This window comes from Serratia sp. CY76391 (genome assembly GCF_052166695.1).
GTDB lineage: Bacteria > Pseudomonadota > Gammaproteobacteria > Enterobacterales > Enterobacteriaceae > Serratia > Serratia nematodiphila.
This window is the reverse complement of record NZ_JBJNOJ010000014.1, coordinates 130,362-142,872: the sequence shown is the minus strand read 5'-3', so window position 1 is coordinate 142,872 and position 12,511 is coordinate 130,362. Positions and strand designations below refer to the sequence as shown.

The following is a 12,511-nucleotide window of genomic DNA, read 5'->3' as shown; positions in this document are numbered from 1 at the left end:
TTACTCCCATTCCGCGCGCGGGTTGAACGCCGCCTGTTCAGCCAGTTCTCGCCACAGGGCGCTGGCCTTCTCGTTCGGCTTCGGCGGCATCACCACCTTGAGAATGACATACAGATCGCCGGGCTCTTTCTTGCCCGCCAGCCCTTTGCCCTTGACCCGCAGCCGTTTGCCGCTCTGGCTGCCGGCCGGCACGGTCAACGCGATTTTGCCGGTCAGCGTCGGCACCTCGATGCTGGCGCCGAGCGCCGCTTCCCACGGAGCGAGCGGCGCCACAATGCTCAGGTTGTGGCCGTCTATCTCAAACAGCGGATGCGGCGCAAGGCGGATGACCAAATACAGGTCGCCGTTCTGGCCGCCGCCCACGCCGGCAACGCCCTGCCCCTTGAGGCGAATGCGCTCGCCGTCGCCCACGCCGGCCGGAATTTTCACGTTCAGCGTCTTGCTGGCCTCGCTTACCTGCCGCCCCAGTTCGTCGTACACCGGCAGCGTGTAGGAAATCTCGCGGCTTTGACCATGCAGCGTTTCCTCGAGGAACAGCGGCACCTCCATCTCCAGATCCTGGCCGCGGAAGCCATGCCCGCCGTGCGAGTGCGAAGCAGAGCGATGCCCGCCCGCCGCCCGCCCGCCGAACATGCTTTCGAAGAAATCGGAGAAGTCTTGCGCGTCGGCGCCGCCGCCGTGCCATGAAGCGCTCTGCTGATAGCCGCCGTGATCGCCGCGCGCCTGGCGGCCAAAGTTCGGATCGTTGCGGTGCAGCCGGATCTGATCGTACTCGGCGCGGCGCTCCTCGTCCTTCAGCACCTCATAGGCTTCGGCCACTTCCTTGAACTTGCTTTCGGCATCGTCTTCAGTGCTCACGTCAGGGTGATATTTACGCGCCAGCCGACGGTAGGCCGTTTTGATGGTTTTCAGATCGGCGTTGGGCTCAACGCCCATCGTGGCGTAGTAATCTTTAAATTCCATGCGGTAATACCTTCAATGTGTTGGGTTGTGCGCCAAAATTCCTTGTCTCTCTCGCCAGATATCCTCCTTTCGTCACATTCCTTTTCCGCTACGCTAAGCATACTCCCGATTGTTAAAAGCTGCGCAAACTGAATAAAAACCGTGCGACAAGGCACAGACCCGCGCGCCATTTCTAAAGCCCCCCGCATTCACGTACACTGTGGCGGTGGCCCCATAAAGATAAATCACGATGAGAACTCAACTGATAACCCGTGAAGGGTATGACAAGCTCAAACAAGAGCTGGATTACCTCTGGCGCGAAGAACGCCCCGAGGTGACCAAGAAAGTGACCTGGGCCGCCAGCCTGGGCGACAGAAGCGAAAACGCCGATTACCAGTACAACAAGAAGCGGCTGCGCGAGATCGATCGCCGCGTCCGCTATCTGACCAAATGCCTGGAGCAGTTGAAGATCGTCGATTATTCACCGCAGCAGGAAGGCAAAGTGTTCTTCGGCGCCTGGGTAGAGGTGGAGAACGAAGACGGCGAAACCAAACGCTTTCGCATCGTCGGTTACGACGAGATTTTCGGCCGCAAGGATTACATCTCCATCGATGCGCCGATGGCGCGCGCCCTGCTGAAAAAAGAGGTCGGGGACGTCGCCACCGTCAATACCCCGCTGGGCGAGGCGCAGTGGTACGTTAACGAGATAAACTACCCGAAGTAAGCTTTCAGCTTTTTCCTAACCGCCGCCAACGCCGCCGTCTGCGCTGTTCTCCATGCGGCGGCCGCGCGGCGGCGGCCCGCTTCGCTGGCATTTTCCCCGATCAATCCGTATAACTGTCCCCTGTTTATTCACCGATCTCAATACAGATACCAGACCTATGAATGACCCACTGAGCCGCATTATTGCAACAGAACTGCAGGCCCGGCCGGAGCAAGTCGACTCCGCCATCCGTCTGCTGGATGAAGGTAATACCGTGCCCTTTATTGCACGCTATCGTAAGGAAGTCACCGGGGGCCTGGACGACACCCAACTGCGCCAGCTGGAAACCCGCCTGGGTTATCTGCGTGAACTGGAAGATCGTCGCCAGACCATCCTGAAGTCGATCGATGAACAGGGCAAACTGACTGAACAATTGGCGGGGGCGATCAACGCCACGCTGAGCAAGACCGAACTCGAAGACCTCTACCTGCCGTACAAACCGAAGCGCCGCACCCGTGGCCAGATCGCCATCGAAGCCGGCCTGGAACCGCTGGCGGATACGCTGTGGCAGGATCCGCAACAGCAGCCGGAACAACTGGCTGAACGCTACGTCGACGCCGACAAGGGCGTGGCGGACGTGAAAGCCGCCCTCGACGGCGCGCGCTATATCCTGATGGAGCGCTTCGCCGAAGACGCCGCGCTGCTGGCCAAGGTGCGCGACTACCTGTGGAAAAACGCCCATCTGGTGTCCAAAGTGGTCGAAGGCAAGGAAGAAGAAGGCGCCAAGTTCCGCGACTATTTTGATCACCACGAACCGATTTCTCAGGTGCCTTCACACCGCGCGTTGGCGATGTTCCGCGGCCGCAACGAAGGCGTGCTGCAGCTGGCGCTGAACGCCGATCCGCAGTTTGAGGAAGCACCGCGCGAAAGCCAGGCGGAGCTGATCATCATCAATCACCTCAACCTGCGCCTGAACAACGCCCCGGCCGACGCCTGGCGCAAGGCGGTGGTCAACTGGACCTGGCGCATCAAGGTGTTGCTGCACCTGGAAACCGAGCTGATGGGCACGGTGCGCGAGCGCGCGGAAGATGAAGCAATCAACGTTTTCGCCCGCAACATGCATGATCTGCTGATGGCCGCACCGGCCGGCATGCGCGCCACCATGGGCCTCGATCCGGGCCTGCGCACCGGGGTGAAAGTCGCCGTGGTCGACGCGACCGGCAAGCTGGTCGCCACCGACACCGTCTACCCGCACACCGGGCAAGCGGCGAAAGCCGCCGCCATCGTCGCGGCGCTGTGCATCAAACACAACGTGGAGCTGGTGGCCATCGGCAACGGCACCGCTTCGCGTGAAACCGAGCGTTTCTATCTCGACCTGCAAAAGCAGTTCGGCGAAGTCCGGGCGCAGAAAGTGATCGTCAGCGAAGCGGGCGCGTCGGTGTATTCCGCGTCTGAACTGGCGGCGCAGGAATTCCCGGATCTCGACGTGTCGCTGCGCGGCGCGGTGTCCATCGCCCGTCGTCTGCAGGATCCGCTGGCGGAGCTGGTGAAGATCGACCCGAAATCCATCGGCGTCGGCCAGTATCAGCACGACGTCAGCCAGAGCCAGCTGGCGAAAAAGCTGGACTCGGTGGTGGAAGACTGCGTGAACGCCGTCGGCGTCGATCTGAACACCGCTTCGGTGCCGTTGCTGACCCGCGTGGCCGGCCTGACGCGCATGATGGCGCAGAACATCGTCAATTGGCGCGACGAGAACGGCCGCTTCAGCAACCGTGAACAGCTGCTGAAGGTCAGCCGCCTGGGGCCGAAGGCCTTCGAACAGTGCGCCGGCTTCCTGCGCATCAACCACGGCGACAACCCGCTGGATGCTTCCACCGTTCACCCGGAAGCCTATCCGGTGGTGCAACGCATCCTGGCCGCCACCGAGCAGGCTCTGCAGGACCTGATGGGCAACGCCTCCGCGGTGCGCAGCCTGAAAGCGGCCGATTTCACCGACGACAAGTTCGGCGTGCCGACGGTCACCGACATTCTGAAAGAGCTGGAGAAGCCGGGCCGCGATCCGCGTCCGGAGTTCAAAACCGCCACCTTCGCCGAAGGCGTGGAAACCCTCAACGATCTGCAGCCGGGCATGATCCTGGAAGGCTCGGTGACCAACGTCACCAACTTCGGCGCCTTCGTGGATATCGGCGTGCATCAGGACGGCCTGGTGCACATCTCCTCGCTGGCGGACAAGTTCGTCGAAGATCCGCACACCGTGGTGAAGGCCGGCGACATCGTCAAAGTGAAGGTGATGGAAGTCGATCTGCAGCGTAAACGCATCGCGCTGAGCATGCGTCTGGATGAGCAACCGGGCGAGGGTTCACCGCGTCGCGGCGGCAACGCGCCGGCACAGGCGCGCGACAACGCCAACCGTTCGGCAGGCGGCAACAAGGCCAAACCGCGCAACGCGGTGCCGGCCGGCAACAGCGCCATGGGCGACGCGCTGGCGGCGGCATTCGGCAAGAAACGCTAAGTCGGAACCGACAGGGCGGAGCCTGCTCCGCCCTTTCCGAGAAAGAAAACTTGCGGCCTTTTTTTGACCCGTCTCAATAAACCTTCATCTTTTTATTTCCCGTTGCTGCGTGACCGCCCTCTCATTGTTAAAGCGGCAAACATCCCTTCTGCAGCCGTTTATTAACAACGTCGTTAACACGCATTTTTCATTTTGCGAATTGTGAGCGAAACACAAATGGTTACCGCTCGTATTACGGCGGAATAATGTTATTGAATTGCCTTTCATCAGAAATAAATAAGGGAAAAACGCCATCAATATTTGCAAACGAGAAAACCCTGCTACAAATACGCAACTGATTTAACTCACCATTCTCATTTGTCGCCGAGTAAAAGCAGTGGTAAAACGGGGCTTATCAAGACGACACAACCAAAAACTGTCGACGCCATAATAATTGGTTACAATACCCCTACTTTTTGTATTGAATGCGATAATGATAATTACTATTATTTGCGCTCACTTTATTGCATGACCTTATGGATGAATACCGCCGACGGCGTGGCATTTTCGCCGGCAACGTCCAATTATCATCAGCCCGATGTTCATCGGCCCCCGGAAGGTTAATCACATGCAGCTTCAACCTAAACACACATATAAGATTGTCGGCTTTTCCGGTGAAATTGCACCGGCCTACCGCCAGAAACTGTTATCGCTCGGCATGCTGCCCGGCTCTTCGTTCGACGTGGTGCGCGTCGCGCCGCTGGGCGATCCGATAGAAATAAAAACTCGCCGCGTCAGCCTGGTGCTGCGCAGGAAGGATCTGGCGCTGCTGCAGCTCGACGGCCAGTCCTGAACCGGCGCGCCTCCATTTGCCGACGCGCCCTTGCGCCGGCGCTGCTCTCCTTGAAGACGACACGCTGAACTATGAAAAAACTCACCATCGGCTTAATCGGTAACCCGAACTCCGGCAAAACCACGCTGTTCAACCAGCTGACCGGCGCACGCCAACGGGTCGGCAACTGGGCGGGCGTGACGGTCGAACGCAAAGAAGGCCATTTCACTACCCCGCAGTCCGACGTGCGGCTGGTCGATTTGCCCGGCACCTACTCCCTGACCACCATTTCAGAGCAAACCTCGCTCGATGAGCAGATCGCCTGCCACTACATTTTGAGCGGCGACGCCGATCTGCTGATCAACGTAGTCGACGCCTCCAACCTGGAGCGCAATCTCTACCTGACGCTGCAGCTGCTGGAGCTGGGCATTCCCTGCATCGTGGCGCTGAACATGCTCGACATCGCCAAAAGCCAGCATATCGATATCGACGTCGCCGCGCTGTCGGCACGCCTCGGCTGCCCGGTAGTGCCGATGATCTCCACCCGCGCCGACGGCATCGGCGTGCTGAAACAGATGATCGACAATCATCGCCTCAACGAACAGCAGGCGCTGGTGAACTATCCGCCGTTGCTGCTGAAAGCGGTCGCCACGCTGAGCGATGCCATGCCGCAAACGCTGCCGGCGGTGCAACGCCGCTGGCTGGCATTGCAGATGCTGGAAGGCGACATCTACAGCCACCGGCTGGCCGGCCCCGCCGTGGCGCGGCTGCCAGCGGCCATTCAGGCGCTGCAACAGCAGCAGCAGGAGGACCCGGCGCTGGTGATCGCCGACGCGCGCTACCAGTCTATCGCCACCCTGAGCGACGCGGTCAGCAACTCGCAGCAGGCGATGCCCAACCGCCTGACCGACATGCTGGATAAAGTGATCCTCAACCGCTGGCTGGGCGTACCGATCTTCCTGTTGGTGATGTACCTGATGTTCCTGCTGGCGATCAACATCGGCGGCGCGCTGCAGCCGATCTTCGATATCGGCTCGGCGGCGATCTTCATTCAGGGCATTCAGTGGCTCGGCTACACCCTGCACTTCCCCGACTGGCTGACCGTTTTCCTGGCGCAGGGCGTCGGCGGCGGCATCAACACCGTGCTGCCGCTGGTGCCGCAGATCGGCATGATGTACCTGTTCCTGTCGTTCCTGGAAGACTCCGGCTACATGGCGCGTGCGGCGTTCGTGATGGATCGCCTGATGCAGGCGCTCGGGCTGCCGGGCAAATCCTTTGTGCCGCTGATCGTCGGTTTCGGCTGCAACGTGCCGTCCATCATGGGCGCCCGTACGCTGGACGCCCAACGCGAGCGCCTGATCACCATCATGATGGCGCCGTTCATGTCCTGTGGCGCCCGGCTGGCGATCTTCGCGGTGTTCGCCGCCGCCTTCTTTGGCCAGGACGGCGCAGGGGTGGTGTTCTCGCTGTACATGCTCGGTATCGCGGTGGCGATCCTCACCGGCCTGGTACTCAAATACACCCTCATGCGCGGCGAAGCTTCGCCGTTCGTGATGGAGCTGCCGGTTTACCACGTGCCGCACCTGAAAAGCCTGCTGCTGCAAACCTGGCAGCGGTTGAAAGGCTTCGTGTTGCGCGCCGGTAAGGTGATCGTGGTGGCCAGCATATTCATCGGCGGCCTGAACAGCTTCTCGTTCAGCGGCAAAACGGTCGACAACATCAACGACTCCGCGCTGGCCACGGTTTCCAAGGTGCTGACGCCGTTGCTGCAGCCGATGGGCGTCCACCGCGATAACTGGCAGGCCACCGTCGGCCTGGTGACCGGCGCGATGGCGAAAGAAGTGGTGGTCGGCACGCTGAATACGCTGTATACCGCCGAGCACATCAACAAAGAGGCGTTCGACGCCGCCAACTTCAACCTGCTCGATGAGCTGGGCGGCGCGCTGCAGGAAACCTGGGACGGCCTGAAAAACACCTTCAGCCTGAGCGTGCTGTCCAACCCGATCGAAGCCAGCAAGGGCGACGGCGAGATGGGCGTCGGCTCGATGGGCGTGATGAGCAGCAAATTCGGCTCCGGCATCTCCGCCTACAGCTATCTGATCTTCGTGCTGCTGTATGTGCCCTGCGTCTCGGTGATGGGCGCCATCGCCCGCGAATCGAGCCGCGGCTGGATGACATTCTCCATCCTGTGGGGGCTGAACGTGGCCTACTCACTGGCGACGCTGTTCTACCAAGCGGCGACCTTCAACCAACACCCGCAGTACAGCCTGACGGCGATCCTGGCGGTGCTGCTGGTGAATCTGCTGGTGCTGTTCGGCCTGCGCCGGGCGCGCAGCCGCGTCACGGTGCGCCTGGGCAACGCCACGCCGGCGGCCTGTTGTCAGGGCGCCAAAGGGAGCTGTCACTGATGGCCGGGCTGCTGCAGGTGCGCGATGCGCTGGCGCTGCGCGGCAGCGCCCAGGCGCAGCAGCTCAGCCAATCGCTGGCGACGCCGCTGCCGCTGGTGCAGGCGATGCTGGATCGTTTGACGGCGATGGGGAAAGTGGAGCGCATCGAACAGGATGACGGCGCCTGTTTGAGCGGCGGCTGCAAAAGCTGCCCGCAGGGCCAGGGGTGCAGCACGGTGTTCTACCGACTGAAAGCCTGAAGATAAGGGGCGCCAATGACGGGCGCCCCATTACCGTTCAAGGCTTATTGTTTGTCTTTGTAAACTTCGGCGATGGCGCTGAATTTACCGTGTTCGCGGCCTGCCAGGATCACGTAGTATTGACCGCCCTTTTCGTCAGCCAGTTTGGACAGCTCTTCCTTGGCATCCATTGGTGACGTGGTTTCCGCCGTCGTGGTGACGGTGCCGATCTTCTCGTATTTACCCGGGTTCTTATCCAGATCTTCCTTGGTCAGCAGGGTTGCCGCCATGGAGCCGAAAGACACCGAACCCAACACTGCCGCTGCAATAATCATCTTCAATGATTTCATGACACTAACCTCTCAATGGATAATTTATCTGTTATGAAAGCCGTCCAGGATCCATGCGTAGTACTGCAGGCTGCCGCGACATCCTCAGGCCTCGTTGCTTTCCCTGACGGGGACTGTTTCCCAGAGACGAAACGCCAAAATGAAAATCGCCGCACGCGGTCTTTTCATTTTGCAGCCAACGCATTGACTCACTAAGTATTGAACAGCTTTGTCTTTTATCCACCCGGCGGCGTTTTTTTTCGCGCTCTATCGTGCGTTTTCCCGCTGCATTCAATGTGCTGCAATAAACGCTTCGATCATCGTCACAAATTCATCGGGATGAGAGATAAACGGCGCATGGGCGGCTTTGGCCACGATCTGCGACGCAGAATTCGGCCAGGCGGCATCGAGCAGCTCGGCGACCTTGCGCGGCACCAGCCCGTCCAGATAGCCGTAAATCCGCAGCAGCGGCAGATTCAACTCCGCCAGCGGCGCACGCAGATCGGCGGTGCGCAGGATCTCCAGCCCGCCGTTCAACACCTCGACGCTCGGCGTCGGCTGGTTAAGCACCACCGCTTTCAGCTGGCGCGCATCCTGACGCGCGCTCTCGGTGCCCAGCGTTTGCAGCGCCAGAAAACGCTCGACGGTGCGCTGGAAATCCAGGCTTAGCTGGTGCTGGAAACCGCTCAGCACGTCCGGGCGGATCCCCGGCCACTCATCGCGGGCGGCAAAGCACGGCGAGGAGGCCACGGTGATAAGCCCGCTGACCCGCTGCGGCTGCATCAGCGCCGCCTGGCTGGCCACCAGCCCGCCGAGCGACCAGCCGAGCCACCAGGCCTGCGGCGGGGCGGCCGCCAGCACGATTTCCGTCATCTGCTCCAGCGACAGGGCGCCGACCCCCTGGCTGCGGCCGTATCCCGGCAGATCGACCAGATGCAGGCGAAAATGCGGCGTCAGTCGCGCCTGGATGCAACTCCACACTTCGGCGTTCAATCCCCAGCCGTGCAGCAGCACAAGATCGCGTTCGCCTTCGCCTATTGTTTGCCAGTACAGCGCTGTCATTGGTTACTGTCCTTTCATGCTTATCCGTGTCGGAGGCCCTATGCTATCAATCCGCAGCCGCTGTTGGCTATGCCGACAGCCGTTGAGCCTGGTGCGTCACGGCATCTGCAGTTGCTGCCTGCGCCATCTGCCGGTCAACCCTCCGTGTTGCCCGCGCTGCGGATTGCCCGCCGGCGAGACGCAAATACCCTGCGGCCGATGCCTGCAACGGCCGCCGCCCTGGCAGCGGCTGGTGTTCGTCGGCGACTACGTTGCGCCGCTCAGCCAACTGGTAAAAAGGTTCAAGTTCCACCGCGCGCCCGAGCTGGCACCGACGCTGGCGCGCCTGATGCTGCTGCGGTGGCAGCAGGCGCGAAGAGAGCAGTATCTGAACAGACCCGACCTGATTTTAGCGGTACCCTTGCATGCATCACGCTGCTGGCGCCGTGGCTACAATCAGAGCGATCTGCTGGCCCGGCCGCTGGCGCGCTGGCTGGGCTGCGCCTATCGGCCCGCCGCCTTGCGCCGGGTGCGCAAAACCGCCCTGCAACAGCGGCTGAGTGCCTCTGCCCGCAGACGCAATCTGCAGCGCGCGTTCGCCTGTACCGTGCCGGTCGCCGGCCGGCATATCGCCCTGGTGGATGACGTGGTGACCACCGGCAGCACCGTCGCGGCGATCGCGGCGCTGCTGCGGCGGCAAGGCGCCGCCTCGGTGCAGATATGGTGCGTTTGCCGCACGTTGTAGTGCCACGGCAATGGGCGTATTATAACCGACTATAGAAGTCAACTATTGAGCTAATGCTATGATCCGTATAACAGATGCTGCACAGGAACACTTTGCCAAACTGCTGGCAAATCAAGAAGAAGGCACCCAAATCCGCGTATTCGTGATCAACCCGGGCACGCCGACGGCCGAATGCGGTGTCTCTTATTGCCCGCCGGACGCGGTAGAAGCAACGGATACCGAACTGAAGTTCGACAAACTGTCCGCCTATGTCGATGAGCTGAGCGCGCCGTATCTGGAAGACGCCGAAATCGACTTCGTGACCGACCAGCTGGGTTCTCAGCTGACGCTGAAGGCGCCGAACGCCAAGATGCGCAAGGTCGATGACGACGCACCGCTGATGGAGCGCGTTGAATACGTGCTGCAGTCGCAGATCAACCCGCAGCTGGCGGGCCACGGCGGCCGCGTAACGCTGATGGAGATCACCGACGACAACATGGCTATTCTGCAGTTCGGCGGCGGTTGCAACGGCTGTTCGATGGTGGACGTCACGCTGAAAGAAGGCATCGAGAAAGAGCTGCTGCAGAAATTCCCGGAGCTGAAGGGCGTGCGTGACCTGACCGAGCACCAGCGCGGCGAGCATTCTTACTACTGATCTCCGGCGCTCGCGCCGCAGCAGATAACACAATGCCGGAAGGGGGAACCCGTTCCGGCATTGTCGTTTTCAACCCACCGACACCTTGCGGCGCCGCTTGTCCAAATCCTTCAGTAAGCGGTTTATGTGCGGGTCGGCAAACATCTCCTCCAGCGTCTGGGTCAGCTTGCGCCGCCAGTTAGGGTATTGATCGCTGGTGCCGGGAATATTGACCGGATCCGCCATATCCAGCCAGTCTTCCGGCTGCAGGCCGAGCAAAGCGCTGGCGCTGTCGGCGACATAGCGCTGCAGGCCGCGATTGAGCAGCGGGCTCATGCCGAGCAGCGCCGCCTTCTTGCCCACCTTCTGCGGCACGCAGCCATAGCGATGCAATCCGTCCAGCAACCCCTGTTTGGCGCGTTCCCGATCGGCGAACAGCGCCTGCAGGATCTCCGCGTCCGGGTAAAGGCCCAGCCGATTGCCGAGCGTCAGATCGTCGCTTTGCCAATAGCCGCGCAGCGTCGGCAGATCGTGGGTGGTGATGGTCGCCATCGCCTGCACCGGATAGGCCTGCGGCGCGCGGAAATGGTGCTCGCCGTCGCTTTCGAAATAGAGCACTTTGTAGGAGTAGACGCCGCTGTCGCGCAGCTTGCCGACGATCTCCACCGGCACCGTGCCGAGATCCTCGCCGATCACCATGCAACGGTGGCGCTGGCTTTCCAGCGCCAGCACCGCCAGCAGATCGTCCACCGGGTATTTGACATAGGCGCCGCGATCGGCGGTTTCGCCATACGGGATCCACCACAGCCGCAGCAGCGCCATGACGTGATCGATGCGCAGCGCGCCGCAGCTGGTCATGTTGGCGCGCAAAAGATCGATGAACGGCTGATACCCGCGCGCCGCCATCACGTGCGGATCCATCGGCGGCAGGCCCCAGTTTTGCCCCAGCGGCCCCAGAATATCCGGCGGCGCCCCGACCGACGCTTTCAGGCAGTACAGCTCACGGTCACACCAGGTTTCCGCCCCGCCTTCCGCCACCCCGACCGCCAGATCGCGATACAGGCCAATCGGCATCTGCTGCTGCCTGCTCTGGTCAAAACACTGCGCGAACTGGGTGGCCGCCAGCCATTGCAGCCACAGGTAAAAGCGGACCGCGTCCTGATGTTCGGCGCAGAACTGCCGCACCGCGTCGCTCTGCCCCTGCCGATAGCGCTCGGGCCAGGCCGGCCAGCCCCACTGACTGGCGTCTTTGGCCGCCAGATGGGCATGCAGCGCATCAAACGCCGCCTGCTGATACAGGCTGTCGCCCCCCTCAGCCACGAACTGCTCGAACGCCTGACGCTGTGCGTCGTTCGGCTGGCGCGCCTGAAACAGAGGGAACGCCAGCTTCAGCGCCGCCAGCTTCAGCTGCATCACGGCGGTGTAGTCCACCCACTCCGCGGCGCGCGCCTTGGCCAGCTGCCTCTGCGTCGCCGGCTTCTGCCACCAGCGCTGCGCCGCGTCGCTGCGCTGGAAATCCTCCACCGCGTTGACGTCGATATACGCCAGATTCAGCCAGCGGCGCGACGAGGGGCTGTAGGGGCTGGCGCTCTCCGGGTTGGCCGGATACAGCGCATGGATCGGATTGAGGCCGACGAAGGCACCGCCGCGTTCCCCCACCTGCTCCACCATCAGGCGCAGATCGCCGAAATCGCCGATGCCCCAGTTGCGATCGGAACGCAGCGTATACAGCTGAACGCAGGCACCCCACAGCTTCTTGCCAGTCAGCAAGGCGTCCGGCTCGAAGCAGCGTCTCGGCGCGACGATCACTCGGCATGGCCACTGCTGCTCGCCCTGGCTCAGCGTCAATTGGTGGTACCCCATCGGCAGATCGCCGGGCAGCGTCAGGGTCTTGCGCGCGCCGACGCGCCCCTGCAGGCATTCGCCGTCTTCACGCTGCAGCGCCCACAGGTACTCGCCTTCACCCGCCGGGGTCAACGCCAGCGGCGCGCCCTGATAGAACACCTTGACCGCCGGTAACGGCGGCGGCGCGCTTTCCCGCTCGGCAGCGCCCCAGTTCATGGCCGCCAACAGCTTGCGCTTGGTCTCCGGTTCAATCGCCTGCCGCTTGCCGTGGGCATTGATAAAATCGGCAGCGATCCCCGCCTGCGCTGCCGCCTGATCGATACGCTTGCGATCCATTCGCTCTC

At 61.8% G+C, this 12,511-nt stretch carries 11 protein-coding genes; 7 read left to right on the top strand and 4 right to left on the bottom strand.

What is annotated here, in order from left to right; genetic code table 11:
- A complete protein-coding gene (gene cbpA / locus ACJ8PN_RS22555; RefSeq protein ID WP_016930380.1) occupies window positions 1–963 on the bottom strand; it encodes a curved DNA-binding protein in 963 nt (320 codons plus the stop codon).
- Between the two features lie 229 nt (window positions 964–1,192).
- Between cbpA and greB the strand changes: the two genes are divergently transcribed.
- The 5 genes from greB to ACJ8PN_RS22530 all read left to right on the top strand — a co-directional run bounded on the left by greB (window position 1,193) and on the right by ACJ8PN_RS22530 (window position 7,615).
- Complete coding sequence (greB, locus tag ACJ8PN_RS22550; RefSeq protein WP_004930745.1) at window positions 1,193–1,666, top strand: transcription elongation factor GreB; 474 nt, start codon at window positions 1,193–1,195, stop codon at window positions 1,664–1,666.
- A gap of 157 nt (window positions 1,667–1,823) precedes the next feature.
- Window positions 1,824–4,157: a Tex family protein gene (locus tag ACJ8PN_RS22545; RefSeq protein ID WP_351108987.1), complete on the top strand. Its 2,334-nt coding sequence runs from the start codon at window positions 1,824–1,826 to the stop codon at window positions 4,155–4,157.
- Window positions 4,158–4,764: 607 nt separating this feature from the next.
- Window positions 4,765–4,989: a ferrous iron transporter A gene (gene feoA, locus ACJ8PN_RS22540; protein WP_004930752.1), complete on the top strand. Its 225-nt coding sequence runs from the start codon at window positions 4,765–4,767 to the stop codon at window positions 4,987–4,989.
- Between the two features lie 71 nt (window positions 4,990–5,060).
- Entirely contained in the window at window positions 5,061–7,376 is a 2,316-nt protein-coding gene (gene feoB / locus ACJ8PN_RS22535) for a Fe(2+) transporter permease subunit FeoB (protein WP_442535234.1), read from the top strand.
- Complete coding sequence (locus ACJ8PN_RS22530) at window positions 7,376–7,615, top strand: FeoC-like transcriptional regulator (RefSeq protein ID WP_004930758.1); 240 nt, start codon at window positions 7,376–7,378, stop codon at window positions 7,613–7,615. The genes feoB and ACJ8PN_RS22530 overlap by 1 nt, the downstream gene beginning before the upstream one ends.
- A 44-nt stretch (window positions 7,616–7,659) precedes the next feature.
- Here ACJ8PN_RS22530 and ACJ8PN_RS22525 read toward each other — a convergent pair whose 3' ends face one another.
- On the bottom strand, window positions 7,660–7,944 hold the full coding sequence (locus ACJ8PN_RS22525; RefSeq protein ID WP_004930765.1) for a YdgH/BhsA/McbA-like domain containing protein: 285 nt from the start codon (window positions 7,942–7,944) through the stop codon (window positions 7,660–7,662).
- 270 nt (window positions 7,945–8,214) lie between these two features.
- The gene (bioH, locus tag ACJ8PN_RS22520; protein ID WP_351108990.1) at window positions 8,215–8,985 is read right to left on the bottom strand and encodes a pimeloyl-ACP methyl ester esterase BioH; all 771 of its coding nucleotides are present in this window, start codon (window positions 8,983–8,985) and stop codon (window positions 8,215–8,217) included.
- 40 nt (window positions 8,986–9,025) lie between these two features.
- On the opposite strand from bioH, the gene gntX reads away from it, so the two are divergent.
- Window positions 9,026–9,709, top strand: a complete 684-nt coding sequence (gene gntX, locus ACJ8PN_RS22515) for a DNA utilization protein GntX (protein ID WP_171454886.1) — start codon at window positions 9,026–9,028, stop codon at window positions 9,707–9,709.
- 58 nt (window positions 9,710–9,767) lie between these two features.
- Window positions 9,768–10,343, top strand: a complete 576-nt coding sequence (gene nfuA / locus ACJ8PN_RS22510) for a Fe-S biogenesis protein NfuA (RefSeq protein ID WP_004930777.1) — start codon at window positions 9,768–9,770, stop codon at window positions 10,341–10,343.
- A 69-nt stretch (window positions 10,344–10,412) separates the two neighbouring features.
- Here the strand turns inward: nfuA and malQ are convergent, their stop codons facing one another.
- Window positions 10,413–12,503, bottom strand: a complete 2,091-nt coding sequence (gene malQ, locus ACJ8PN_RS22505; protein ID WP_351108994.1) for a 4-alpha-glucanotransferase — start codon at window positions 12,501–12,503, stop codon at window positions 10,413–10,415.
- Window positions 12,504–12,511 lie beyond the last annotated feature (8 nt).

Excerpts from the sequence above, each read along its gene's own strand:
- feoA (WP_004930752.1), top strand. The coding sequence starts at position 4,765 with ATGCAGCTTCAACCTAAACACACATATAAGATTGTCGGCTTTTCCGGT.
- feoB (WP_442535234.1), top strand. The coding sequence starts at position 5,061 with ATGAAAAAACTCACCATCGGCTTAATCGGTAACCCGAACTCCGGCAAA.
- ACJ8PN_RS22530 (WP_004930758.1), top strand. The coding sequence starts at position 7,376 with ATGGCCGGGCTGCTGCAGGTGCGCGATGCGCTGGCGCTGCGCGGCAGC.
- malQ (WP_351108994.1), bottom strand. The coding sequence starts at position 12,503 with ATGGATCGCAAGCGTATCGATCAGGCGGCAGCGCAGGCGGGGATCGCT.
- ACJ8PN_RS22545 (WP_351108987.1), top strand. The coding sequence starts at position 1,824 with ATGAATGACCCACTGAGCCGCATTATTGCAACAGAACTGCAGGCCCGG.
- gntX (WP_171454886.1), top strand. The coding sequence starts at position 9,026 with ATGCTATCAATCCGCAGCCGCTGTTGGCTATGCCGACAGCCGTTGAGC.
- nfuA (WP_004930777.1), top strand. The coding sequence starts at position 9,768 with ATGATCCGTATAACAGATGCTGCACAGGAACACTTTGCCAAACTGCTG.
- ACJ8PN_RS22525 (WP_004930765.1), bottom strand. The coding sequence starts at position 7,944 with ATGAAATCATTGAAGATGATTATTGCAGCGGCAGTGTTGGGTTCGGTG.
- bioH (WP_351108990.1), bottom strand. The coding sequence starts at position 8,985 with ATGACAGCGCTGTACTGGCAAACAATAGGCGAAGGCGAACGCGATCTT.
- greB (WP_004930745.1), top strand. The coding sequence starts at position 1,193 with ATGAGAACTCAACTGATAACCCGTGAAGGGTATGACAAGCTCAAACAA.
- cbpA (WP_016930380.1), bottom strand. The coding sequence starts at position 963 with ATGGAATTTAAAGATTACTACGCCACGATGGGCGTTGAGCCCAACGCC.